Annotated in this window: 19 protein-coding genes and 2 pseudogenes; 7 read left to right on the top strand and 14 right to left on the bottom strand. The window is 72.4% G+C overall.

Annotated features, from left to right (window positions below; all coding sequences use genetic code 11):
- The first annotated feature begins 98 nt into the window (after positions 1-98).
- Together ACFU3E_RS29180 and ACFU3E_RS29185 are read left to right on the top strand one after the other, a co-directional pair.
- Complete coding sequence (locus tag ACFU3E_RS29180; protein ID WP_384164603.1) at positions 99-1067, top strand: TetR/AcrR family transcriptional regulator C-terminal domain-containing protein; 969 nt, start codon at positions 99-101, stop codon at positions 1065-1067.
- A 186-nt stretch (positions 1068-1253) separates the two neighbouring features.
- Positions 1254-2690 (top strand): NF041680 family putative transposase, encoded by a 1437-nt coding sequence (locus ACFU3E_RS29185; RefSeq protein WP_384164735.1) that lies wholly within the window; start codon positions 1254-1256, stop codon positions 2688-2690.
- A 103-nt stretch (positions 2691-2793) separates the two neighbouring features.
- Here ACFU3E_RS29185 and ACFU3E_RS29190 read toward each other — a convergent pair.
- Positions 2794-3270 (bottom strand): annotated as a pseudogene (locus ACFU3E_RS29190) (MFS transporter); the annotation flags it as partial.
- A 171-nt stretch (positions 3271-3441) separates the two neighbouring features.
- On the opposite strand from ACFU3E_RS29190, the gene ACFU3E_RS29195 reads away from it, so the two are divergent.
- On the top strand, positions 3442-5493 hold the full coding sequence (locus ACFU3E_RS29195; RefSeq protein ID WP_384164606.1) for a phosphocholine-specific phospholipase C: 2052 nt from the start codon (positions 3442-3444) through the stop codon (positions 5491-5493).
- Here ACFU3E_RS29195 and ACFU3E_RS29200 read toward each other — a convergent pair.
- Positions 5483-6430, bottom strand: coding sequence for a hypothetical protein (locus tag ACFU3E_RS29200; protein ID WP_384164610.1), 948 nt, complete (start codon positions 6428-6430; stop codon positions 5483-5485). The genes ACFU3E_RS29195 and ACFU3E_RS29200 overlap by 11 nt on opposite strands.
- Before the next feature lie 140 nt (positions 6431-6570).
- Positions 6571-6843 (bottom strand): annotated as a pseudogene (locus tag ACFU3E_RS29205) (inositol phosphorylceramide synthase); the annotation flags it as partial.
- Positions 6844-7009: 166 nt separating this feature from the next.
- On the opposite strand from ACFU3E_RS29205, the gene ACFU3E_RS29210 reads away from it, so the two are divergent.
- Positions 7010-7618, top strand: coding sequence for a TetR/AcrR family transcriptional regulator (locus ACFU3E_RS29210; protein WP_384164613.1), 609 nt, complete (start codon positions 7010-7012; stop codon positions 7616-7618).
- A 160-nt stretch (positions 7619-7778) separates the two neighbouring features.
- Here ACFU3E_RS29210 and ACFU3E_RS29215 read toward each other — a convergent pair whose 3' ends face one another.
- Positions 7779-9098 (bottom strand): DUF2510 domain-containing protein, encoded by a 1320-nt coding sequence (locus ACFU3E_RS29215; RefSeq protein ID WP_384164616.1) that lies wholly within the window; start codon positions 9096-9098, stop codon positions 7779-7781.
- Between the two features lie 465 nt (positions 9099-9563).
- Here ACFU3E_RS29215 and ACFU3E_RS29220 point away from each other — a divergent pair, with 465 nt between their 5' ends.
- Positions 9564-12248 carry an ATP-binding protein gene (locus ACFU3E_RS29220; protein ID WP_384164619.1) on the top strand — a complete coding sequence of 895 codons (2685 nt, stop codon included), beginning with the start codon at positions 9564-9566 and terminating at the stop codon, positions 12246-12248.
- Between the two features lie 188 nt (positions 12249-12436).
- Here the strand turns inward: ACFU3E_RS29220 and pcaD are convergent, their stop codons facing one another.
- From pcaD to ACFU3E_RS29255, 7 genes are read right to left on the bottom strand one after another with little or no spacing between them, the layout of a single operon-like run.
- Positions 12437-13555 (bottom strand): 3-oxoadipate enol-lactonase, encoded by a 1119-nt coding sequence (gene pcaD / locus ACFU3E_RS29225; RefSeq protein ID WP_384164622.1) that lies wholly within the window; start codon positions 13553-13555, stop codon positions 12437-12439.
- Positions 13552-14847 (bottom strand): 3-carboxy-cis,cis-muconate cycloisomerase, encoded by a 1296-nt coding sequence (pcaB, locus tag ACFU3E_RS29230; RefSeq protein ID WP_384164625.1) that lies wholly within the window; start codon positions 14845-14847, stop codon positions 13552-13554. The genes pcaD and pcaB overlap by 4 nt, the downstream gene beginning before the upstream one ends.
- Positions 14844-15449 carry a protocatechuate 3,4-dioxygenase subunit alpha gene (pcaG, locus tag ACFU3E_RS29235; RefSeq protein ID WP_384164628.1) on the bottom strand — a complete coding sequence of 202 codons (606 nt, stop codon included), beginning with the start codon at positions 15447-15449 and terminating at the stop codon, positions 14844-14846. The genes pcaB and pcaG overlap by 4 nt, the downstream gene beginning before the upstream one ends.
- Positions 15450-15455: 6 nt before the next feature.
- Positions 15456-16229, bottom strand: coding sequence for a protocatechuate 3,4-dioxygenase subunit beta (gene pcaH / locus ACFU3E_RS29240; protein WP_384164631.1), 774 nt, complete (start codon positions 16227-16229; stop codon positions 15456-15458).
- A gap of 17 nt (positions 16230-16246) precedes the next feature.
- Complete coding sequence (locus ACFU3E_RS29245; RefSeq protein WP_384164634.1) at positions 16247-17449, bottom strand: thiolase family protein; 1203 nt, start codon at positions 17447-17449, stop codon at positions 16247-16249.
- The gene (locus tag ACFU3E_RS29250; protein WP_384164637.1) at positions 17446-18090 is read right to left on the bottom strand and encodes a CoA transferase subunit B; all 645 of its coding nucleotides are present in this window, start codon (positions 18088-18090) and stop codon (positions 17446-17448) included. Before ACFU3E_RS29250 ends, ACFU3E_RS29245 begins: the two co-directional genes overlap by 4 nt.
- The gene (locus tag ACFU3E_RS29255) at positions 18090-18845 is read right to left on the bottom strand and encodes a CoA transferase subunit A (protein WP_384164640.1); all 756 of its coding nucleotides are present in this window, start codon (positions 18843-18845) and stop codon (positions 18090-18092) included. The genes ACFU3E_RS29250 and ACFU3E_RS29255 overlap by 1 nt, the downstream gene beginning before the upstream one ends.
- Positions 18846-19050: 205 nt before the next feature.
- On the opposite strand from ACFU3E_RS29255, the gene ACFU3E_RS29260 reads away from it, so the two are divergent.
- The gene (locus tag ACFU3E_RS29260) at positions 19051-19515 is read left to right on the top strand and encodes a MarR family winged helix-turn-helix transcriptional regulator (RefSeq protein WP_384164643.1); all 465 of its coding nucleotides are present in this window, start codon (positions 19051-19053) and stop codon (positions 19513-19515) included.
- A gap of 23 nt (positions 19516-19538) precedes the next feature.
- On the opposite strand, the gene ACFU3E_RS29265 is transcribed toward ACFU3E_RS29260, so the two are convergent.
- A complete protein-coding gene (locus ACFU3E_RS29265; protein WP_384164739.1) occupies positions 19539-20519 on the bottom strand; it encodes a DUF3048 domain-containing protein in 981 nt (326 codons plus the stop codon).
- Positions 20520-20723: 204 nt separating this feature from the next.
- Between ACFU3E_RS29265 and ACFU3E_RS29270 the strand changes: the two genes are divergently transcribed.
- Positions 20724-21914 carry a zinc-dependent alcohol dehydrogenase gene (locus tag ACFU3E_RS29270; protein WP_384164646.1) on the top strand — a complete coding sequence of 397 codons (1191 nt, stop codon included), beginning with the start codon at positions 20724-20726 and terminating at the stop codon, positions 21912-21914.
- A gap of 46 nt (positions 21915-21960) precedes the next feature.
- On the opposite strand, the gene ACFU3E_RS29275 is transcribed toward ACFU3E_RS29270, so the two are convergent.
- The gene (locus tag ACFU3E_RS29275) at positions 21961-22368 is read right to left on the bottom strand and encodes a DUF3592 domain-containing protein (protein ID WP_384164649.1); all 408 of its coding nucleotides are present in this window, start codon (positions 22366-22368) and stop codon (positions 21961-21963) included.
- 236 nt (positions 22369-22604) lie between these two features.
- Complete coding sequence (locus ACFU3E_RS29280; RefSeq protein WP_384164652.1) at positions 22605-23669, bottom strand: ATP-dependent DNA ligase; 1065 nt, start codon at positions 23667-23669, stop codon at positions 22605-22607.
- Between the last annotated feature and the right edge of the window lie 25 nt (positions 23670-23694).

The following is a 23694-nucleotide window of genomic DNA, read 5'->3' on the forward strand; positions in this document are numbered from 1 at the left end:
TGCCCACCCGCCGCACCAGACGGCAGGCCACACAGACCTAACGGAGTCCTACTAGTGCACTACGGTCCGAGGCCGATTCGATCAGAGGGAGGCTGGCCGTGACCCAGGCCCCGTACGCGCGGATCGCGGGAGAACTGCGCCACCGGATCAAGACGGGCGAACTCGCTCCGGGCGCCCGCGTGCCGTCCACCCGGGCGATCACCCAGCGGTGGGGAGTGGCCATGGCCACTGCCACCAAGGCGCTGGCAGTACTGCGGCAAGAGGGCCTGGTGAGGGCCGTTCCCGGGGTCGGAACCGTGGTCGCCGACACCGCGCCGCAGGCGCGCTCAGCCAGGTCCCCCGCCGACGACCCAGCCGCCCGGGCCCGCATCGTCCGCGCGGCCATCGCGCTCGCCGACGCCGAGGGAACGGCCGGGCTGACGATGCGCCGGGTCGCTGCGGAACTCGGCATGCCGACCATGTCGCTCTACCGGTACGTCGCGAACAAGGAACAGCTGATCGCGCAGATGGTAGACGCGGCTTTCGCCAGCGAGCCGCTGCCTGCGCGGCCGCCGGAGAGCTGGCGGACCCAACTGGAGCTCTCCGCCGCCATCCAGTGGCGCCTCTACCAGGCCCATCCCTGGCTGGCCTCGGCCCTCAACCTCAGCCGACCCCTGCTCGCGCCACACGGCATGCGGCACATCGACTGGGCCCTGGCCGCGCTGGACGGCCTCGGACTGGACGCCGACGCCCGCATGCACGCGGCCGTCACCCTCTTCGGATACGTCCGAGGCCAGGCGGTGGACACGGAACCCGAAGCACGTGCCACCCAGGCCAGCGGCATCACCGCAGAGCAGTGGATGGACGCCCAGCACGACCGCATGACCACCTTGCTGGCTCAAGGCCACCTGCCCCACTTCGCTTCCGTCGCCACTGAAGTCGACCTCTCGCCCACCTCGCTGTACCAGTTCGGCCTAACCACCCTCCTCGACGGCCTCGCAGTACACATCCAGGCGGCGACGCCAGCGGCACGGTGGCCTGAGGCATCGTCAACCTCCCTGCCCGATGGGGTAACGACAACGCCTTAACACTCAAGAGACCCCTCGCGCTGCAGCACCGGGTTCAAGAACACCTACTCAGCTTGTTCTTCTTCCGGCCTCGAACGGTGTCTCGTACTGAGTCGCTCACCTGAGGGTTTGCCGGACGTGGGGGCGGCCTTCGTCTGATCCTGTGCTCCGACCAAGGTGCACGTGATCAAGACGAAGGCCGTGAGGGTGAGTCTGCTGCCTGATGTTGTGCGGAGGGATGCGTTCGCGGAAGCGTCACGCTTCCGGGGCGAGTTCTGCGAGTGTCTGACCGCTCGGCGCGACGAGTTGTTCGAGCTGACGGATGCGGTGCTGTGTGCGGACGGGGCGGTGAAGTCCCCGGTGGACCTGACGCTGCTGCCCGAGCATCGGCGTGGGCACGGAGCGATGTACGGAGGCCTGGACCACGGCCGGATCGATGTCGGCCGGGTGCGGACGGTGCTGGCCGGGTTGTCGCTGCCGCGGTTCGACGGCGGGCGTCTGGTCCTGGCCGTCGATGTGTCGCCATGGCTTCGTTCGGACGCGCCGTGCTCGGCCGAGCGGCTGTTCTGCCATGTCTATGGCCGGGCGAAGACGGCGTCGCAGTTCATCCCGGGCTGGCCCTACTCCTTCGTCGCCGTCCTGGAGCCGGGCGCCACCTCTTGGACCGCGATGCTGGACGCGGTCCGGCTCGGACCGGTGGACGACGCCACCGCGGTCACCGCCGCCCAGCTGCGGGGAGTCGTTGAACGGCTCATCGCCGCGGGTCAGTGGCGGGCCGGGGACCCGGACATCGTGATCGTCAGCGATGCTGGCTACGACGTCACCCGCCTGGCCTGGGTCCTGCGCGATCTGCCGGTCGAGCTGGTCGGCCGGGTCCGCTCCCACCGCGTCATGCGGCTGCCGAAGCCGCCTCGCGTCTACGACCGGAAGGGCGGCCGGCCGCCTAAGCACGGCCCGGAATTCCGCTTCGCCAAGCCGGAGACCTGGCCCGAACCAGCGATCACCACGGTCACCGCAACTACCAACTACGGCAAGGCCGAGGCGCGGGCATGGGACCGGGTCCACCCAAGGCTCACCCACCGCTCCTCATGGCTCGGCCATGATGGTGAACTGCCCTTGGTGGAAGGCACGTTGATCCGGTCAAAGGTCGAGCATCTGTCGAAGGACCGTGATGCCCCGCCGGTGTGGTTATGGTCCTCCAAGACCGGCGTCACTCCGGACGACGTGGACCGTTCCTGGCAGGCATTTCTCCGCCGCTTCGACCTGGAGCACACCTTCCGCTTCGCGAAGCAGACCCTCGGCTGGACCACTCCGAAGCTCCGTACTCCCGAGGCGGCGGACCGCTGGACCTGGATCCTGATCGTCGCTCACACTCAGCTCCGGCTCGCCCGGCCCCTCGCCGAGGACCTGCGCCGGCCCTGGGAGAAACCCACCACTTCCGACCGGCTCACCCCTGCCCGGGTCCGCCGGGGGTTCAGGAACATCCGCGCTCACCTCGCCTGCCCGACCCGTGTTCCCAAACCTCGAGGTGCAGGCCCAGGACGGCCACCTGGTGCCAGGAACAAACGCCGGGCACCCCTCGGCAAGACCGTCAAACGCCCCGAGACCCTCAAGGCCATCGGCAAGCCTGGCAGGTCCTGGTAGTTAAAGAACAAGCTCAGGGAGTAGGGGACTCCGATGCCCGCCGCGCGGACCCGGGGCGGGAAGACCTCCGCGTTCACGGCCGCGCTGATCGAGGTGAACCCGTCTGCCCGTCGTTCAGCGTGTCCACCAGCAGCGCCGCGATGCCGGAGGCGACGAGCTGCCCCACCGTCGTCGACACGTACTGGAAGCCGGAGAACAGCCCGCGCCGGCCGGGCCCCGCCGACTCCACCAGGAACGTCGTCGAGGCCGCGAACCCGCCGCCCACGGACAGGCCCTGCAACAGCCGGGCGGGCACCGGGATCACCGGCGCCAGCACACCCACCGCCGCGTACGTCGGGGTCAGCCCGACCAGCAGACTGCTGCCGCCCATGAGCAGGATGGTGACCGTCAGCGCGGCCCGCCGTCCGTGCCGGTCCGCGACCGCGCCCCTCGGCAGCCCGCCGACCGGCCGTATGAAGAAGCCCATCGCGAACACCGCGAACGTGGACAGCAGCGGCACCAGCGCGTTGCCCACGGAGGCGGCGAGGAGATGGCGAACGGGCCGTTGTGTCGGCGGGGAAACCGTCTGCGTCTCTGCCACGCCCCTCACCCTCCCCCCCCACAACACCCCGGCGCACCCGGCGTACCGGCGACTTTCACATGAGTGTCACCGGCCCCTTCCTTGTCGTTTGGTGTCCCTGAAACACTCCTTCCGCGCAGATTCCGTCACGCTCCGGCCATCCCGTACCGCAGGATGAGAGGTCTGTCCTTCATGTCCGACGTCAACCGGCGCCGCTTTCTCCAACTCGCGGGTGCCACCACGGCCTTCAGCGCGCTGTCGGCGAGCATCCAGCGCGCCGCCGCCCTTCCGGCGAACCACCGCACCGGGTCGATCGAGGACGTCGAGCACATCGTCGTCCTCATGCAGGAGAACCGTTCCTTCGACCACTATTTCGGCACCCTGAGAGGCGTCCGCGGCTTCGGCGACCCGCGTCCGGTCACCCTCGGCAACGGCAAGACGGTCTGGCACCAGGAGAAGGACGGCAAGGAGATCCTGCCGTTCCACCCGGACGCCGACGACCTCGGCATGCAGTTCCTCGAGGGCCTGCCACACTCCTGGCCCGACGGCCAGCAGGCCTACAACGCCGGCACGTACGACCGGTGGGTGCCCGCCAAGGGCACCACGACCATGGCGTACCTGACCCGCGAGGACATCCCGTTCCACTACGCCCTCGCCGACTCCTTCACCGTCTGCGACGCCTACCACTGCTCGTTCATCGGCTCCACCGACCCGAACCGCTACTACATGTGGTCGGGTTGCACGGGCAACGACGGCACCGGCGGCGGCCCGGTCCTCGGCAACGACGAACTCGGCTACGGCTGGACGACCTACCCCGAGCGCCTGGAGCAGGCCGGCATCTCCTGGAAGATCTACCAGGACATCGGCGACGGCCTCGACGCCCAGGGCTCCTGGGGCTGGATCGAGGACGCCTACCGCGGCAACTACGGCGACAACTCCCTGCTGTACTTCGACAAGTACCGCAACGCCAAGCCCGGCGACCCCTGGTACGACAAGGCCCGCACCGGCACGAACGCCAAGGCCGGCGACGGATACTTCGACCTGCTGCGCGCCGACGTCAAGGCCGGCGAACTGCCCCAGATCTCCTGGATCGCCGCCCCCGAGGCCTTCTCCGAGCACTCCAACTGGCCGTCCAACTACGGCGCCTGGTACATCGCACAGGTCCTGGACGCCCTCACCTCCAACCCGGAGGTCTGGTCGAAGACGGCCCTGTTCATCACGTACGACGAGAACGACGGCTTCTTCGACCACGTGGTGCCGCCGCTGCCCCCGAAGGACGCCTCCCGGGGCCTGTCCACCGTCGACGTCTCCCTCGACCTCTTCCCGGGCGACAGCAAGAACACGGCCGGCCCGTACGGCCTCGGCCCCCGCGTGCCGATGCTCGTCGTCTCGCCGTGGAGCAAGGGCGGTTACGTCTGCTCCGAGACCCTCGACCACACCTCGATCCTGCGGTTCATGGAACGCCGCTTCGGCGTGCGCGAAACCAATGTCTCGCCGTGGCGCCGCGCGATCTGCGGTGACCTGACGACCGCGTTCGACTTCTCCCGCAAGGACACGCGTCCGGCCCCGCTGCCCGGCACCGGCGCATACGAGCCGCAGGACCGCGAACGCCACCCCGACTACAGGCCGACCCCGCCCGCCGACCCCCGCATGCCCCGGCAGGAGCGCGGACTGCGCCGCTCCCGGCCGCTGAAGTACGCCCCGCACGTGGACGCCTCGGTCGACGCGGCGGCCGGGAAGCTCACCCTCACCCTCGCCTCCGGAGCGCAGGCCGGCGCCGCCTTCCACATCACCTCCGGCAACCGCACCGACGGCCCCTGGATGTACACCACCGAGGCCGGCAGGACGCTCTCCGACACCTGGAACTCGGCGTACTCCCAGGGCTCCTACGACCTGACCGTGCACGGCCCGAACGGCTTCGTGCGCGTCTTCAGGGGCTCGAACAAGGCGGCCGGCTGCGAGGTCACCGCCCGCCACACGGGCGACGACATCGAGCTGACCTTCACCAACCAGGGCTCCGGCACGGCCCGCCTGAAGCTGGCGAGCGGCTACGGCGGCCGGTCCTCGGCCGTCACCGTCCGCCCCGGCGCGAAGGTGTGCCGGACCGTGGACCTCGCCGCCAGTCGCCGCTGGTACGACCTGACCGTCACCGCCGAGGGCGACAAGACGTTCCTGCGGCGGTTCGCGGGGCACGTCGAGAACGGACGGCCGGGGGTGAGTGACCCGGCGATCATCACCGGGTAGCGGGAGTGAGGTGCCCCGGATCGTGCGGCCGGGGCACCAGCGCCGGTCCGGCCGCCGCCGAGCGGGGTTCCAGAGCCAGGACGGCGGCCACCGGATGGTCGTCGTCCACCGGCGCGTCCGCGGGTGCCGTCCGGCTGAGCAGCACCACGCCCCAGGACGCCAGGCCCGCCCCGGCGAGCGCGAGCAGCACGCCCGCCGGACCGCCCTGGAGGCGTTCGCCCAGCAGCGACAGCCCGATCACCGCGGCGGCCAGCGGGTTGGCCAGCGTCACCATCGCCAGCGGGCCGCCCAGACCGCCCCGGTACGCCGTCTGCGACAGCAGCAGCCCACCGGCCGCGAAGGCCGCCACGAGCACGGCCACGCCGACCACCTGGACGCTCAACGCCGGACCGGACCGGTCCGTCGCGGCCACCGTCGCGGTCTGCGTGAGGGCCGAGGCGACCCCGGAGGCGAGGCCCGACGCGGACGCGTGCCGCAGCCCGGGGCGGGCGCCCGGCCGCGACAGCACTCCGATGAGCGCCGCGGTGGCGCCCGCCACCGCCAGCGCCTCGGGAACGCTCAGCACGTCGTCCGGCGCCGGACCGGACGCCGTGGCCAGGATCGCGCCCAGGCCCAGCAGCGTCAGCGCGGTGCCCTTCCACTCGACCGCGCTCACCCGCCGTCCCGCCATCCGCGCCCCCATGGGCACCGCCGCGACCAGGGTGAGCGCGCCGAGCGGCTGGACCACGGTCAGCGGCCCGTACCTGAGCGCCACGACGTGCAGCAGCGCGGCCGACGCGTTCAGCGTGACCGACCACCACCAGGCGCCGCTGCCGAGCAGCCGCAGCGTGCCCGCACCGGGGGCACGGGACGCGAGCCGTTCCTGGGCGACCGCTGCGGCCGCGTAGGCGAGGGCGGAGACGAGGGACAGGGCGACGGCGATCAGGACGGCGTTCATCGGCCGGCCCCCACGCGTGCCTGCTCGTCCCGCTGAGCAGGTGCGAGGCCGGCCTGCGTCCGGCCGGCCGTGCTCGCCGTGCGGTGCGGCGAGCGAAGCGGGTCGCGGGTCCCCCCGGACGACGTCCGGGGGCGGATCATGAAGTGGACGGCCGCGCAGGAGGTGTTCGCGATGTGCGCCAGGCCGTCGCCGTGCGGCAGCAGGGACTGCACCGCCGCCTCGCCGGGCAGATGGACCGCTCGCTCGACGTCCCACACGCGGTGCGCGTTGTGGAAGGCCTCACCGGTGCGGCCCGTGGCCAGCTGCCGTCCGGACGTCCAGACGAGGAAGAGCCCTGAGACGAGCTCCCGGACGAGCGGCGGTCGCGCTATCGCGTCGGATCCCGACGGTGCAGGCGCGGTGCGGGCATTCATCCCCCGGCCCCTTCGGTGACGGTGGTGCTGTTATCGGTACGAGAGCGTACCGATACGCCAGTGTACCGATACGTTCGCGTACCGGTACACTGGCGTATCGATAGACGTACGACACACCGCCGGCCGGGAATGTCCGGCCGCCCGACGCAAGCCAGGAGCACCGCCCATGACGTCGCAGGCTGCGGACCGGCCCGAGCCGGTCGGTGTCACGCGCCGCTCCAAGATCACGCCCCAGCGTGAGCAGGAGTTCTACGACGCCGTGCTGGAGCAACTGGGAGAGTGCGGCTACGACTCCGTCACCATGGAGGGGATCGCCGCCAGCACCCGGTGCAGCAAGTCCACGCTCTACCGCCAGTGGAAGACCAAGCCCCAGTTCGTGGCGGCGGCGCTGCGCTCCCACCGGCGGACGCACTGCATCGACACCGGCTCGCTCGCCGAGGACCTGCGGGAGGCGGCCCGGGCGGCGGGCGAGTTGTCGGGCCGGGACACCAAGCTGCTCCAGGCGCTCGCCCACGCCGCCGGCCAGGACCCGGAGCTGCAGCGCGCGTTGCGCGAGGCGCTGATCGAGCCGGAGATCGCCGCGCTGAAGGAGATCATCCGGCGCGGGGTCGAACGCGGGGAGGTGCCCGCCGGCCATCCGGCGCTGGAGTACATCCCGGCCCAGTTGCTCGGCGTCCTGCGGGTGCGGCCCGTCCTGGAGGGCGAGTGGGCCGACCCGGACTATCTGGTGCGGTTCGTGGACGCCGCCGTGCTGCCGGCCCTGAGCCTGACCTGAGACCCGGGCCGCCGTCCACCGGATGACCGGACGGTGACCCGACCGCGCCGACCCGTGGGGACGGGGGCGGCGCGCACCCCCCGGCCGGGTGGGGCTCCCCTGTGAGCGGCAGGGGCGCCCCACCCGGCCGACCGGTGTGCACGGGGGCGCCCGCCGCTGGTCAGACGTCCTGACCGTTGCCGCTGCCCGTCGACACCTTGATGCCTTCGGTGATCTCGTCGAGCACGGTCTCCTTCTGGTCCGCGTCGACGCCGAACCGTACGACCACCATCCGCTTGGCGTTCGCGGGGGAGGGGAACGCGAGCGACTCCACGATGCCGTCGGCGCCCTTGCGGGTGACGGCCTTCCAGCGGACCAGATAGCCCTTCTGCCCGGCCACGGTCACGGCCTTGGAGTCCAGCACGTCGTGGGAGGTGATGCCGCCGTAGGCCTTGCCGCCGTAGGACTCCTCGGCGTTCGCCGCGATGTCCGCCTTCGCGATCTCCTCGGCGGTGGTGCCCTTGGTGCCGAGGGCCAGCGCCGGGGCCGAGTAGGCGCCACCCTTGGTGCAGGTCGAGGCGGTGTCGCCGGGGCACTTGTAGGAGTCCTCGGACGTCACCTGCGCGCCGATGCCGGCCTCCTGGCCGTACCAGCCCTTCGGAATCGGCAGGCTGATCCCGCTGACCGCGTCGGTCACCGACCCGCCCCTGATCTTCGGCGGCGCGGACTGCTCGGGCCGCGGACTCTGCCCGCCGGACCCGCCGTCGCCTCCGGATCCACCCGAGCCTCCGGACCCGCCCGGCCCGCCGAACGGACCGCCCTGGCCCCCGGGTGTGCCCGGCCCGCCGGGCCCCTGCGAGGTGGGCGAACCACCCCCGCCGCTGTTGTCCGTCAGGGCGTACACGCCCACGCCGATGCTGGCGAGCACGACCACGGCCGCCGCGACGGCGGCGCCCGTCCGCAGCCGCCGCCCCCGTCCGCCCGGAGGCGTGGCGGGACAGGCGGGATAGGCGGGATACCCGGCAGCCGCCGGATGCACACCGCTGCCGACCTGCCCAGCGGCTGCCGGGCCCCGGACACCCGCAGGCTGCCCTTCTCCGGTCGGCCCGGCACCACTCGGCTGCCCGGTGGCTCCTGGGCTCGCGGCGCCGGCAGGCTGTCCGGCCCCCGGTGCCTCGGTCCCGGCCGGTGCCCCGGCCCCCGGCTCCCCGGCCCCCGGTGCCCCGGCCGGCGTCTCCGCGGCAGGTGGCTGCCCCTTCGGTGCCTGGGTTCCGGAGGGCGCCGTGCCGTCCGGTGCCGGTGAAGCGCTGCCAGGGGGCTGGTCCGTCGGTGAGGAGGGGCCGGCGGACGCCGGGCCTGTCGGGGGACCCCAGGTCGCGGGCGGCTGTGCCGGGCGGATGCGGTCCGTCCAGGTCCTGCCGTCCCACCAGCGCTCGGTGGCGGGCCCGTCACTTGTCTGTCCGGGATCGGCGTACCACCCGGGAGGAGTCTCCTGCGTCATGCCCCCACCGTATGAGGCGTCGGTGAAAGAGACATGAGAGGAGCCGGAACCGGCTCCTCCAGGAGCGGCGTCCGACGCGGAGCATGACCACGAGGACCCGCACCGGCCGCCACCCTGCCCGGCCGCCCGGCCGTCCGTGCGGCCGGAAAGAGAACCGTGCCGCGATGATCGTCGCGAAGTGGCCGCAGACGCCGAACTCGTACCACGCGATGAGATCGCCGGCCGACCCCGCGCCCCGCGCCCGTCGGCCGCGCGTGTGTCCCGGCAGTGCTGAGTAACCGTCACCTCCCGTGGATTTGCGCGTTGTTGACCGAAAGGGGACTGGTGACGGGCCGGGTGCGTCGACCGGCCGCACCCGGTGTCACCCCTCACGGCAAGAGGTGCCCCGACCACCCTCCATTCAGGCAATCGGACGGCTACGCTCGACGTCTGTACGTCGTTCGGGCGACTTGGGGAGGTAGCGGGATGACGGAGGTACGGCCCACGGCCGCCGCCTCGGCCTCCCTGTGGGAGCGCGATGAGGAAGTCGCCGCCGTCGAGCGGGCGGTCGGCAGCTTGTGCGCGGACCGATCCTCGTCCGGCGGACTGCTGGTCTTCCGCGGCGAGGCCGGACTCGGCAAGACCGCGCTGCTGGCCGAAACCCGCCGCATCGCCGAGGCCCGCGGCTGCACGGTCTGGTCGGCGCGCGGCGGCGAGACCCTCAGGTCGGTCCCCTTCAACGTGATGCGGCAGCTGCTGCAGCCGGCCCTGGTGTCGATGCTGCCGGAGGAGGCCCGCGAGTACCTCGGCGACTGGTACGACATCGCCGGCCCCGCCCTCGGCATAGCGGAACCCGGCGACCGGCAGGCCGACCCGCAGGGCGTGTGCGACGGCCTGGTCGCGGCCGTGCGGCGGCTCGCCCGCCGGGACTGGCCGCTCGTGCTGCTGATCGACGACGCCCACTGGGCCGACCAGGAGACCCTGCACTGGCTCGCGGGGCTCGCCGAGCGCCTCGACGAGATGTCCGTCCTGGTCGTCGTCACCCGCCGCTCCGAGGAGGTCTCCGGCACGAGCGCCCGCCACCTCGAGACCGTCGCCGCCGCCGCGAACGGCCCCGTCACGACCCTCAGCGCCCTCACCCCGGACGCCACGGCCGGACTCACCCGCGCCACCCTGGGACATCACGCCGACGCCGCGTTCTGCCGCGAGGTCTGGGCCGTCACCGCCGGCAACCCCTACGAGACGGTCGAACTCCTCGCCAAGGTGCAGGACAGCGAGCTCGAACCGGTCGAGGCCCGGGCCGGCGAACTGCGCGAGCTCAACCGCGCGGCCCGCGGCGGCGGCCTCGTCGCCCGCCTGGAGGAACTCGGCATCGACGCCACCAGGTTCGCCTGGGCCGCCGCCATCCTCGGCACCGGCATCTCCACCGGCCTGGTCGCCAAGCTCGCCACACTGCGGCCGGACGACGCCCGCCGCTGCGCCGAACTCCTGCGCACCGCCCGCATCCTCACCGCGCCCGACCCCGCGACCGGACGCACCGCCGACGGCGACCTGGAGTTCGTCCACCCCCTGATCGCGACCGCGGTCTACAACTCCATCCCCGACGCCCTGCGCACCGCCATGCACGGCATCGCCGCCCGTATCGTCTCCGACGAGGGACACGGCGCCGCGGCCGCCGCCCGCCACCTCCTGGAGGTCCATCCGGACGACGACGAGGAACTCGTCGGGCAACTGCGCGAGGCCGCCCGCGAGCACCTCGCCGTCGGCGCTCCCGACGCCGCCCGCCGCTGCCTGGAGCGGGCCCTGGAGGAACCGCCCCGGCCCGAGTCCCACCCGCACGTGCTGTACGAACTCGCCGAGGCCACCTTCCTCACCGCGCCCGCGCGCACCATCGGCCATCTGCGGACCGCGCTCGCCATGCCCGGCCTCGACGGCGACCAGCGGGTGGACGCCGTCTTCCGGCTCTCCCAGGCGCTCCTGCACAACGACCAGTTGGAGGAAGCCGTCCGCACGGTCGAGGCGGAGGCCGCCCGGCTCCAGCCCGGACCCGCCCGGATGCGGCTCCATGCCGTGCACTTCATGTGGGAGGGCCTCCACGCCGGCGAGGCCACCTCACCCGACCGCTCCCGGCGCCTCGCCGACCTCGCGAGCACCTGCACCGGCCGGGACAACTCCGAACGCGCCCTGCTCATCCTGCGCGGCTTCGACGCCCTCATGCACGGTGAGAACGCCGAGGAGATCGCCGAGCTGTGCGACCGCGCCCTCGTCAACGGCCGGCTGGCGCCCGGACTCGGCTGGACCGACACCGAGTGGGGCATCGAACTGTTGCTGATGCTGGCCAACGCTTACGGCTTCACCGACCGCCTCGACCGCGCGGAGACCCTCTACAACGAAGCACTGCGCGCCTACGAGACGGCCGGCTGGAGCGGCGGCCACCTCGCCCTGGCCCACGCCTACGTCGGGATCGGCCACCGCAGGCGCGGCCGGCTGAAGGAGGCGGAGGCCTCCCTGCGCGAGTCGCTGCGCCTCGCCGAGCGCGTCGGCCGCGGGTTGCCCCTGTACTGGTCCGCGACGTGCAGCCTGGTCGACACCCTGCTCGCCCGCGGCCATGTCGAGCAGGCCTGGGAGGTCGCCGAACGCCACGGCTTCGCCCCGCCCTACCCCTCCACCATCGTCCTGCCCGACCCCCGCTCGGTGCGCGGCCGGCTGCTGCTGGCCGTCGGCCGCACCAAAGACGGCATCAACGAACTGGAAGCCGCCGAGAAGGCTGCGGCAGCCCGCGGTCACCACAACCCCGTGCTCGTCCCCTGGGCGGCCGACCTCGCCCGCGCCCTCAGGACCGAGGACCCGGCCCGGGCCGGCCGGCTCGCCGTCGACGTCCGCCGCCAGGCGGAGCGCTTCGGCACGGACACGGCGATAGGGGAGGCCCTGCGCTGCGCAGCCGACCTGGATACCGGCCAGCGGGCGGTCCGGCTCTACGCCCAGGCCGTCACCTACCTGGAGGCCTCGCCCTGCCAGTACGAGCACGCGGCGGCCCGCATCGAGCTCGGCATCGCCGCCCGCTCGGCGACCGACCTCCACCGCGGCCTGGACCTGGCGGTCTCCTGCGGGGCCGACGGGCTGGCGGAGCGGGCGCGGGCCGCGCTCAAGGCCGGTGTCGGCCCGTCGTAGCCCAGGCATGGAGCAGCTGTCCGGTCACCGCCGCGAGCCGTCCGCGCACTTCGGGGTCGTACGCCGCCTCGTCCGCCCGTGCGGCAGGTTGATCAGCGCGTCCGCTGACGAGCCGCCGCGTCCGGTCCTCGTCCCGGCCGTGGGCGAGACCTGGCCGGGCCTACGGCCAGTGGGTCGCCCTCCGGCTCCTACGGGGTGCCGTCCTCTTCAGCCAGCACCCGCTGGGCCGTGGCGAACGCCGAGTTCGCCGCCGGAACCCCGCAGTACACCGCCGTCTGGAGCAGTACCGCGCCGATCTCCTGCGGGGTGAGCCCGTTGCGGCGGGCCGCGCGGACGTGCATGGCCAGCTCGTCGTAGTGGCCGTGCGCGACCAGCGCGGTCAGGGTGATCATGCTGCGCTCGCGGCGCGACAGGGTCGGGTCGGTCCAGATCTCGCCCCAGGCGTAGCGCGAGATGAAGTCCTGGAAGCGGGCCGTGAACGGCGTCTGCCGGGCCTGCGCCCGGTCGACGTGCGCGTCGCCGAGCACGTCGCGCCGTACGGCCATACCCCGCAGGGCTCCCTGACCGAAGTGGGCGCGCAGGGCGGTGAGCACCGCCTCCGGGCACTGCGCGGGTGCCAGGTGCGAGGCGCCCGGCAGCTCCACGAGCGTCGCGCCCGGCACCGCGTCGGCGATCTCCCGCAGATGCGCGGGCGGCGTCGCGGGATCCTCGCGGCCGGCGATCAGCAGCGCAGGCACGGCGATCTCCGGCAGCCGGTCCCGCAGATCGAACGCGGCGAGCGCGTCACAGCAGGCGGCGTACGCCTCCGGGTCGGCGTCCCGGTGGTCCTGCACCAGGCGCGGCACGGTGAAGCCACCGGCGAACCAGCGCCCGTCGGCGTTCTCCGCGAGCCCGGCCAGCCCCTCCCGCCGCACCAGCGCCGCCCGCTCCTGCCACGGCTTGGAACCGTTGAAGTGCGCCGACGAGCAGATCACGGCGAGCGAGGACAGCCGCTGCGGATGGTGCACCGCGAGATGCAGCCCCACGGCCCCGCCGAGTGACACACCGGCGTACGCGAACCGTTCGATGCCGAGCGAGTCGGCGAGCGCCAGCACCTGCCCGGCGAGGTCACCGACCGTCGCGCCGGCCCCGATGAGTCCGGCCGCCGAACCGCCGTGCCCCGGCAGATCCCAGCGCACCACCCGATGGCTGATCGACAGCTCGGGCGCCACGGTGTCCCACAGGGCGTACGACGTGCCGAGCGAGGGGCCGAGCAGCAGCGGGGGAGCGGAGGCGGGCCCTTCGGCATGGTGGTTCAGGAGTGTCAACGTCGCTCCAGAGCACGGTCGGTGAGGGCCCCGGCGGAGCCCGTGTAGTGGGTGGGATCGAGGTCGACGTCCGCCAGCTCCGGGGCCTCGGCGAGCGGTTGCCCTTCCGAGGCCAGCCGCGTGAGGAGCTCCTTGGCCCGGGCGCGGCCCAGCACCGGCGCCAGTTCGGCGGACAGCCGCTCGGAGACGATCAACCCGCTGGTGAGATCGAGGTGTTCGCGCATGGTCCCGGGCCTGGCCCGCAGTCCCTCGGCCAGTTCGGCGGCGTCCCGGGCGGCCCCGCCGGCCAGCCGCAGCAGATCCCGCAGCGGCTCCCACTCGGCATGCCAGGCTCCGGCCGGACGCTCGTCCTCCGCGGCCATCGCCCCGTACAGCGTGGCAGCGAGCTGCGGTGCCCGCCGTGCGGCGGAGGCGATCAGGGTGGACCGTACCGGATTCGACTTGTGCGGCATGGCGGAGGAACCGCCGCCGCTGCCCTCCACGACCTCGGCGATCTCGGTGCGCGACAGGGTGAGGACGTCCGCGGCGACCTTGCCGAGCGCACCCGCCGTGAACGCCAGGCACCCGGCGAGATCGCCGACCGGCGTCCGCAGGGTGTGCCAGGGCAGATCGGGTGCCCGCAGGCCGAGTTCCCGGGCGTACGCCTCCGGCAGCCCGGCCGGATCACTCGCACCGTATGCCCCGAAGGCCGCCAACGTGCCCGCCGCACCACCGAGTTGTACGGGCAGCGACTCGCGTACGGCCTTCACCCGGTCCCGCGCGTCCAGTACCAGCGACCGCCACCCGGCCGCCTTCAGCCCGAACGTGATCGGTACGGCGTGCTGGGTGAGGGTCCGCCCCGGCATCGCGGTGTCGCGGTGCTCGGCCGCCAGCCGGGAGAGGGCCTGTTCGGTGCGGGCGAGGTCGGCGAGGACCAGGCCGAGGATCCGCGAGGCGACCAGCATCGTCGCCGTGTCCAGGATGTCCTGGCTGGTCGCGCCCCGGTGGACGTAGGGGCCGTACGCGTCGCCCACGGCCTTCGTCAGATCCGCCACCAGGGGGATGACGGGGTTGCCGCCCGTGCGGGCCCGCCAGGCGAGGGACCGTACGTCGAAGGCACCGGCGCCGGCCGCCTCGGTCACCGCCGTCGCCGCCTCGGCGGGGGCGAGCCCCAGGGCGGCCTGGGCGCGGGTCAGCGCGGCCTCCGCGTCCAGCAGCGCCCGCAGATACGCGTGGTCGCCGGTGGCCGCCGAGGCGGCCGAGCCGGCCCACCCGGGGGCGAGCAGGCCGGTGTCGCCGGGGTGAGCTGTCACTGGAACTCCAGGAAGACCGTCTCGCCTTCGCCCTGAAGGCGGATGTCGAAACGGTACGTGCCGTCCCCCTCCGCCACGGCGATCAGCGTGTCGCGGCGAGCGTCCTCCAGCCCGGACAGCAGCGGGTCGGCGGCGAGCACCGCCGCGTCGCCCGGCAGGTAGATCCGGGTGTACAGGTGCACGAGCAGCCCGCGCGCGAAGACACACACGCTGAGGTACGGGGCGCTCCGCCCCCGGGCACCGGGCCGCAGCGTCCGCGCGTACCAGTGGCCGTTCGCGTCGGTCTGGATGCGCCCCCAGCCCGTGAACTCCACACCGTTGCGCCCGAGGAAGCCGCCCGAGGCCGGGTCGCGCCGCATCGAGCCGTCTGCCGTCGGCAGGGTGCCGTCGGGGTCCGGGCCCCACAGTTCGATCAGGGCGTCCGGCAGGGGGTTGCCCTCGCCGTCGGTGACGTAGCCGTGCACGGTGACCGTGTCCGGATGCCCGAGGGGCGCGATGTCCTCGCCGCCGCGGAACGGCAGGGCGTGTCCGTAGAACGGGCCGACGGTGTGCGAGGGGGTGGGCAGCACGCTGTCCGGCCGGCTGGTGTCGATCCTCGTCATGGCTGGTCAGCGCCCTTCTTCGATCCAGGTGGCCTGCGGGCCGTCCAGCACGATGTCCCAGTGGTAGCCCATCGAGAACTCCGGCACCGACAGGCTGTGGTCGTACGTCGCGACCAGCCGCTGCCGGGCCGCGTCGTCCGTCACGGACTGGATGATCGGGTCGTAGGGGAACAGCGGGTCGCTCGGGAAGTACATCTGCGTCACGAGCCGCTGGGTGAACGCCGTGCCGAACAGCGAGAAGTGGATGTGAGCCGGCCGCCAGGCGTTGACGTGCTGGCGCCACGGGTAGGGGCCCGGCTGGACGGTGGTGAAGCGGTAGTGGCCGTCGTCGTCGGTGAGGGTGCGGCCCACACCGGTGAAGTGGGGGTCCAGCGGGGCGTCGTGCTGCTCGCGCTGGTGGGCGTAGCGGCCCGCCGCGTTGGCCTGCCAGATCTCCACGAGCTGCCCGCGCACCGGGCGGCCGTCGCGGTCCAGCAGCCGTCCGGAGACGGTGATGCGCTCACCGATCGGCTCGCCGGCGTGCTGTCGGGTGAGGTCGTTGTCGATCTCGGTGATGTCCCGTTCCCCGAAGGCGGGGGAGGACAGCTCCACCAGCTCGGGGTCCGACGCGACGTCGATGGTGACAGGCGGCTGCTTCGGGTGCCGGAGCACCGAGGACCGGTACGGCGCGTAGTCGCGGCGCGGCTGGTGCTCGACGGGCCCGCCGTCGGCGAGCCGCTTCTCGTACGCGGCGTGCCGGGCCGCGATCTCCTGATCGATGTCGTGCTGCGTGAGAGTCATGGGAATTCCGGCTTTCGTCAACGTTCGAGGACAAGGGCGAGCCCCTGGCCCACCCCGATACACAGCGTGGCGACACCGACGCCACCGCCCCGCCGGGCCAGCTGGTGGGCCACCGTCCCGGCCAGCCGGGCCCCGGACGCGCCCAGCGGATGGCCCAGAGCGATCGCACCGCCCTGCGGATTGAGGATCTCCGGATCGAACTCGGGCCACTCGGCCGCACACCCCAGCACCTGCGCGGCGAACGCCTCGTTCAGCTCCAGCACGGACAGGTCTCCGAACCCCCTGCCCGCCTTGGCCAACGCCCGGTTGACCGCCTCCACGGGCGCCAGCCCGAAGTAGTGCGGGTCGGTCGCCGAGACGCCCGTCGCGCGGATGCGGGCGAGCGGCTCGCGGCCCGTCGCCCTCAGCCCCGCTTCGTCGACCAGTAGCAGCGCCGCCGCACCGTCGTTCAGCGGCGAGGCGTTGCCCGCCGTCACCGTGCCGCCCTCCTTGCGGAACGAGGGCTTCAGCTTGGCCATGGCCGCCAGGGAGGCATCAGGCCGCACGCACTCGTCGGCCGCGAAGACCACCGGCTCGCCCTTGCGTTGCGGAATCTCCACGGACGCCAGCTCACCGTCGAACAGGCCCTCGGACTGCGCCCGGGCGGCCTTCTCATGGCTGCGCAGCGCGAACTCGTCCTGCTGCTCCCGGCCGATCTTGTGCTTGTCCGCGATGAGTTCGGCCGACTCGCCCAGCGGGACCGTCCACTGCGGCTCCATCCGCGGGTTGACCATCCGCCAGCCGAGCGTCGTCGAGTACAGCTCGGTGTGCCCGGCCGGGAAGGGCCGGTCGTTCTTCGGCAGCACGTACGGTGCCCGGGTCATGGACTCGACACCCCCGGCCAGCGCGATGGACGCGTCGCCGAGCGCGATGGCCCGGGCCGCCTGGATCACGGCCTCCAGGCCGGACGCGCACAGCCGGTTGACCGTCACGCCCGGCACGGACGTGGGCAGACCGGCGAGCAGCGCGGCCATCCGGCCGACGTTGCGGTTCTCCTCACCGGCCCCGTTCGCGTTGCCGAAGTACACGTCCTCGATCCGGGCCGGGTCCAGCTCCGGCGTACGGCCGAGGAGTTCGCGTACGGCATGCGCGGCCAGGTCGTCCGGGCGCACGCTCGCGAGGCCCCCGTTGTAGCGGCCGATCGGTGTGCGGACCGCGTCGACGATGTAGACGTCCTTCACTTCAGGCCCTCCGGCACGGTCAGTTCGGCATCGGTCCTGGCGACGATCTCGCCGGCGGTCACGCCCGGTGCGGTCTCGACCAGGACGAGTCCGTCGTCGGTGACGTCGAGGACGCCGAGGTCGGTGATGATCCGGTTCACGCACCCCTTGCCGGTCAGCGGCAGGGCGCACTCGGTGAGGATCTTCGGCGAGCCGTCCTTGGCGGTGTGCGTCATGACGACGACGACCGTGCGGGCGCCGTGCACCAGGTCCATGGCCCCGCCGATGCCGGTGATCAGCTTGCCGGGCACGGCCCAGTTCGCCAGGTCGCCCCGCTCGGACACCTGCATGGCACCGAGCACGGCGACGTCGATGTGCCCGCCCCGGATCATCGAGAACGACAGCGCCGAGTCGAAGAAGGATGCGCCCGGCAGGACCGTCACCGTCTCCTTCCCGGCGTTGATCAGATCCGGGTCGACGGCGTCCTCGGTGGGGTAGGGGCCGGTGCCCAGGATGCCGTTCTCCGACTCCAGGACGACCTCGACACCCTCGGGAAGGTGGTTCGGGATCAGCGTGGGCAGGCCGATGCCGAGGTTGACGTACTGGCCGTCCCGCAGCTCCCGCGCCGCCCGTGCGGCCATCTCCTCGCGCGTCCAGGCCATCAGGACCTCACCGTCCGCTGCTCGATCTTCTTGTCCGCCGCCTGCTCCGGGGTGAGCGCGAGCACCCGCTGCACGAAGATGCCCGGCAGGTGCACGGCGTCCGGGTCGATCCCGCCGGGCTCCACCAGCTCCTCCACCTCGGCGATCGTGAGCCGCCCGGCCATCGCGGCCAGCGGGTTGAAGTTCCGGGAGGACTTGTTGAAGACCAGGTTGCCGTGCCGGTCGCCCTTCCAGGCCCGGACCAGGGCGAAGTCGGTGCGGATGCCCCGCTCCAGCACGTACTCGGTGCCGTCGAACTCCCGGACCTCCTTCGGCGGCGAGGCGAGCGCGACCCCGCCCTCACCGTCGTAGCGCCAGGGCAGCCCGCCGTCGGCGACCTGTGTGCCGACTCCGGCCGGGGTGTAGAAGGCGGGGATCCCGGCGCCGCCGGCCCGCAGCCGCTCGGCCAGCGTGCCCTGCGGGATCAGCTCGACCTCCAGCTCCCCGGCCAGGTACTGCCGGGCGAACTCCTTGTTGGCGCCGATGTACGAACCCGTGACCCGGGCGATCCGGCCGGCCGCCAGCAGCACCGCGAGGCCCGACTCCATCGCCCCGCAGTTGTTGGAGACCACCGACAGACCGGTCACGCCGCGCTCGTACAGCGCCTCGATCAGCGCGTTCGGCACACCGCTCAGCCCGAAACCGCCCACCGCGAGCGACGCGCCGTCCGGCACGTCGGCCACCGCCTCCAGGGCCGTGGCGACCACCTTGTCCATCCGAGAAGCCCCATCTCTTCCGAGCGACCCGACCAGATTAATCAGGGCACTGAGTATTTCTCGAGCTGCCCTTCACGCTGCCATCGGGACAGTGGGGCGTCAATACCTCGGCAGATACGCTGACCATCCTTTGCTCACGCGGCAGACAGCGCCCTGCGCGTTGAGTATTGTTCAGTGCACCGACGAAAAAGATCGAGGGGTGCACATGGCGGCCGCGGACCTCACCACCCACCCCGGGCACCTGGCCCGGCGGCTCCAGCAGGCCCACTACCTGCTGTGGAACGCGATGGTCTCCGAGGAGATCACCTCGCCCCAGTTCGCGGTCCTCAACGCGCTCGTCGCCGAGCCCGGCCTGGACCAGCGCACGGTGGGGGAGCGGGTGGGGCTCGACCGGTCCACCATCGCCGAGGTGATCAGCCGGCTCAGCCGGCGCGGGCTGCTCGACAAGGTCCGTGATCCCCAGGACGGCCGCCGCTCCCTGCTGCGCCTCACGGACGAGGGGGCGCGCACGCATCGCAAGCTGACCGTGCGCACCGCCCGGATGAACCAGGTGTTCCTCGCCCCGCTGACCGCCGACGAGCGGACGGTGTTCTTCGACCTGATCCGGCGGGTCGCGGACGCGGCCGAGGGGCTCCGCAATCCCGAGGAGCCCCTGGTGACGCCCCGCTGACGGACGCGGGCCGGGCGGGCCGGTCAGGACGCCTTGGCGAACACCACCCACACCTGGCCCTTCGCGAAGTTCACCGGGGTGCCGTCGCCGGTGGTGAACGAGGTGCCGTCCGCGGCCTTCTCCCGCTCCCAGTTCACGTCCCAGGCCCGCCCGTCGCGCAGCACCGTCGCCTTCCCGGAGCCGACCGTCTCGGTGTACGGCGTGTTGTTGCCGAGGAAGTCCCGGAAGGCGGACTCGCGCATCTTCACGTACTGCACGACGACCGTCGCGGCCGCCATCCGCTCGGCGCCGGCCGTGGTCGTGGGTGTGCCGTCCATGCCGACCAGCCAGCGGTCGCGGGAGTCGGACCAGGTGAAGGTGAAACGGGCCGCCGGGTAGCGCACCGTCCGGGAGTCCGTCGCCGTGCCGCCCGCGGGTGCCGGTCCGTAGCGGAAACCGGTGGTCAGGGCGGCCTGGCCCGGAGCCTCGGGCACGATCCGCTCGGGGCGCAGGTAGAGGTTGTGCGGGGCGGGCTTGCCGGAGCCGCGGAAGTAGGCGTCGGCGGCGTTGTCCGGCGTCTGCGCCCGCAGCGGCGCCTCGTCGATCAGCGGCAGGAGCTTCTTCTGCGCGCCGGAGAAGGCGAGAGTCGGCCGGTCGAACTGGCGCAGCAGTTCCAGATCCGACTCGCGTGCGCTGCGCACCGGACCGACCGTCTTCGGCAGCCGGGTCGCGTACACCGCCATCAGCCGGCTCAGCCCGCCCTCGACCTGCTCCGCGTAGACCACGTCGGCGGCGTCGACGCCCGTGTGCGGACGGGCCCGGGCCGCGTTGTCGATCTTTACGGCGAGAGGGGAGGGGCCGTTCGCCGAGGGTGATGTCCCCTGCTTCGAGTCCTTCGGTGATCCCCGTCCGTCGTCGCCGGGCCCGCCCCCGCTCGTGCATCCCGCTGCCAGGGCGGCCGTCACCGTGACGGTCAGCAGCGCCGCCGTCGTCGCGGCGCGTCGTCCGCGCGTCCCTCGTCCCATGCCCACCGTCGCCATCGCGCCTCATGTCATCGATCTGCCTCGATTGTGCGCTTATCTGAACATCTATGGCCATAGTCGATCGTTCTTGGTGGGGAAGTGTCTCCGCTGTGTCCGTCGATCGGCTCAAGGTTCAGCGCGGGGCGTCCGGGTACCCGGACGTGGCCGTACGACCGACGCGCACGCTGACGGAGGGAGCGCGAGGCGATGAGGGCAGTCACCTGGCAGGGCAAGCGGGACGTGCGGGTGGAGAACGTGCCCGATCCGACGATCCAGGAGCCGACGGACGCGGTCATCCGCATCACCTCCACCGGGCTGTGCGGCTCCGACCTGCACCTGTACGAAGTGCTCACCCCGTTCATGACCCCGGGCGACATCCTCGGCCATGAACCCATGGGCATCGTCGAGGAGGTCGGCGCCGGCGTACCGGACCTGCAGGTGGGGGACCGGGTCGTGGTGCCGTTCCAGATCGCCTGCGGCAACTGCTGGATGTGCCTGACCGGCCTGCCCACCCAGTGCGAGACCACCCAGGTGCAGGGCGAGGGCATGGGTGCCGCCCTGTTCGGCTACACCCGCCTGTACGGCGCGGTGCCGGGCGCACAGGCCGAATACCTGCGGGTTCCGCAGGCACAGTTCGGCCCGATCAAGGTCCCCGAGGGGCCGCCCGACGACCGTTTCGTCTACCTCTCCGACGTCCTGCCCACCGCCTGGCAGGCGGTCGCCTACGCCGACGTCCCGCAGGGCGGCAGCGTCGCCGTGCTCGGCCTCGGCCCCATCGGCGACATGGCCTGCCGAGTCGCCCAGGTACAGGGTGCCGGCCGGGTCTTCGGCGTCGACCTGGTGCCCGAGCGGCTGCGCAGGGCGAAGGCACGGGGCGTGGAGACCTTCGACCTGAGGTCCTTCGACGACGAGAAGGAACTCGTCGAAGCGATCCGCGACCAGACCGACGGCCGCGGCCCCGACGCCGTGATCGACGCCGTCGGCACCGAGGCCCACGGCAGCGCGGCCGCGCGCATGGTGCAGAACGCCGCGGCGATCCTGCCCCGCAAGCTCGGCGGCCCGATCGCCGAGCGCTTCAGCGTCGACCGCCTCGCCGCGCTCCACACCGCCATCGAATTGGTGCGCCGCGGCGGCACCATCTCGCTGTCCGGCGTCTACGGCGGCATGGCCGACCCGCTGCCGCTGCTCACCCTGTTCGACAAGCAGATCCAGATGCGGATGGGCCAGGCCAACGTCCGCCGCTGGAGCGACGACATCATCCCGTACCTGACCGACGAGGACCCCCTCGGCGTGGACGACTTCGCCACCCACCATGTGCCGCTGTCGGAGGCCCCGCACGCGTACGAGATGTTCCAGCGCAAGCAGGACGGCGCGGTCAAGGTCCTGATGCAGCCCTGAACCGGGCGAGGCACAACGGGCAAACGCCGCCTGATGCGGCACCGGTTCAGGAGTCCATCATCTCCTTCGCGTTCACGACGATGAGCACCGGCATCACCAGGGTCGCGGCGAGGGCCACGGCGATGCGGGCGGCGGCACCGAACCATGTCCATGGCAGCGACAGAGTCGCATGGTCCGGTGCGGCCGGGTCGTAGGTCACAGGGACGGAGCTTCCGATCGGGTCACGGCCGGTTCCGGTGATTCTGTACCGATTCCCGTCGCCCGCGGTGTACGTGACCGTCATCTCATGCGAGGTGCCCCCTTGCGGTCCGGGAGTGAATTCCGTATGCCGGTCGACGACCGTTCCGGCGACAGTCCTGCCGTGCTGGGAAAGCCGCACAGCTTGTTTCGCCTTTTCTGTACCGGTGACACCGAGATAGATGCCTGTTGCAGCGAACAGGGCTGCCAGGCCCACGGCGAGCAGCCATCCCCCGGCACGTCCGACGGCGCGCGTCGCCGGTCTCGCCCAGGCGGGTCTCGGACGTGTGGGACTCATCGGCTTCTCCTCCCGGTGGCGGCGGACCGACCACGTGGGGGATTCCCCCGATCGCGGGGGCCCACACGGCCCGTGGCGTCGCCGAACCGGTGCCCTCTGCGGATGATCCAACCAAGCAACGGGTCACAACGGGGCCAACGTTGCCCGATGCGGCACTAGACGCCGAGGATCTCCGCCAGGTCGTAGCGGACCGGCTCCTCCAGCTGTGCGTACGTGCAGCTCTCGGGAGCCCGGTCCGGGCGCCAGCGGCGGAAACGGGCCGTGTGCCGGAAGCGCTGCCCGTTCTCCATGTGGTCGTACGCCACCTCGGCCACCCGGTCCGGCCTCAGCGGCACCCAGGACAGATCCTTGCGGCCCGACCAGCGGCTCGGCGCCCCCGGCAGCCGGGCCTTCTCGTGCGCGGCCTCCTCGGACCAGGCCGCCCACGGATGCCCCGTCACGTCGTCCAGGCGCAGCGGCTCCAGCTCCTCCACCAGCTCGGCGCGCCGCTTCATCGTGAAGGCCGCGGAGACACCCACGTGCTGGAGGGCCCCGTGATCGTCGTACAGGCCGAGCAGCAGCGAACCGACGACCGGGCCGCTCTTGTGCAGCCGGTACCCGGCGACCACGACGTCCGCCGTCCGCTCGTGCTTGATCTTGAACATGGCGCGCTGGTCAGGCCGGTAGCGCACGGTCAGCGGCTTGGCGATGACACCGTCGAGACCGGCCCCCTCGTACTCCTCGAACCACCGCCGCGCCACCTCGATGTCGGTGGTCGCCGGCGCCAGGTGCACAGGCGCCCTCACCCCGGACAGCGCCCCGGTCAGCCGCCCCCGCCGCTCGGTCAGCGGGACCTCCACCAGCGAATCGTCGCCCAGCGCCAGCACATCGAACACGACGAGCGAGGCCGGTGTCCGCTCGGCCAGCATCCGCACCCGCGAGTCCGCCGGGTGGATCCGCTCCGTCAGCGCGTCGAAGTCCAGATGCCCCTCCCGCGCGATCACGATCTCCCCGTCCACCACGCAGCGCTCCGGCAACCGCTCCCGCACGGCCGTCACCAGCTCGGGGAAGTACCTGGTCAGAGGCTTCCCGGTACGACTGCCCAGCTCGACCTCGTCCCCGTCGCGGAACACGATCGCCCGGAACCCGTCCCACTTGGCCTCATACTGCATGCCCGCGGGGATCGCCGCGACCGACTTGGCGAGCATCGGCAGGACGGGGGGCATCACCGGCAGATCCATGGCTCGATTCTGCTCTGATACGCCG

It is taken from the genome of Streptomyces sp. NPDC057424 (genome assembly GCF_042803315.1).
Taxonomy (GTDB): Bacteria; Actinomycetota; Actinomycetes; order Streptomycetales; family Streptomycetaceae; genus Streptomyces.

Bases quoted from the DNA above. Each gene is read 5' to 3' on its own strand.
- ACFU3E_RS29270 (WP_384164646.1), top strand. From the start codon at position 20,724: ATGAGGGCAGTCACCTGGCAGGGCAAGCGGGACGTGCGGGTGGAGAAC.
- ACFU3E_RS29250 (WP_384164637.1), bottom strand. From the start codon at position 18,090: ATGGCCTGGACGCGCGAGGAGATGGCCGCACGGGCGGCGCGGGAGCTG.
- ACFU3E_RS29255 (WP_384164640.1), bottom strand. From the start codon at position 18,845: ATGGACAAGGTGGTCGCCACGGCCCTGGAGGCGGTGGCCGACGTGCCG.
- ACFU3E_RS29215 (WP_384164616.1), bottom strand. From the start codon at position 9,098: ATGACGCAGGAGACTCCTCCCGGGTGGTACGCCGATCCCGGACAGACA.
- ACFU3E_RS29265 (WP_384164739.1), bottom strand. From the start codon at position 20,519: ATGGGACGAGGGACGCGCGGACGACGCGCCGCGACGACGGCGGCGCTG.
- pcaH (WP_384164631.1), bottom strand. From the start codon at position 16,229: ATGACTCTCACGCAGCACGACATCGATCAGGAGATCGCGGCCCGGCAC.
- ACFU3E_RS29220 (WP_384164619.1), top strand. From the start codon at position 9,564: ATGACGGAGGTACGGCCCACGGCCGCCGCCTCGGCCTCCCTGTGGGAG.
- ACFU3E_RS29200 (WP_384164610.1), bottom strand. From the start codon at position 6,430: ATGAACGCCGTCCTGATCGCCGTCGCCCTGTCCCTCGTCTCCGCCCTC.
- ACFU3E_RS29260 (WP_384164643.1), top strand. From the start codon at position 19,051: ATGGCGGCCGCGGACCTCACCACCCACCCCGGGCACCTGGCCCGGCGG.
- ACFU3E_RS29195 (WP_384164606.1), top strand. From the start codon at position 3,442: ATGTCCGACGTCAACCGGCGCCGCTTTCTCCAACTCGCGGGTGCCACC.
- ACFU3E_RS29210 (WP_384164613.1), top strand. From the start codon at position 7,010: ATGACGTCGCAGGCTGCGGACCGGCCCGAGCCGGTCGGTGTCACGCGC.
- pcaG (WP_384164628.1), bottom strand. From the start codon at position 15,449: ATGACGAGGATCGACACCAGCCGGCCGGACAGCGTGCTGCCCACCCCC.
- ACFU3E_RS29280 (WP_384164652.1), bottom strand. From the start codon at position 23,669: ATGGATCTGCCGGTGATGCCCCCCGTCCTGCCGATGCTCGCCAAGTCG.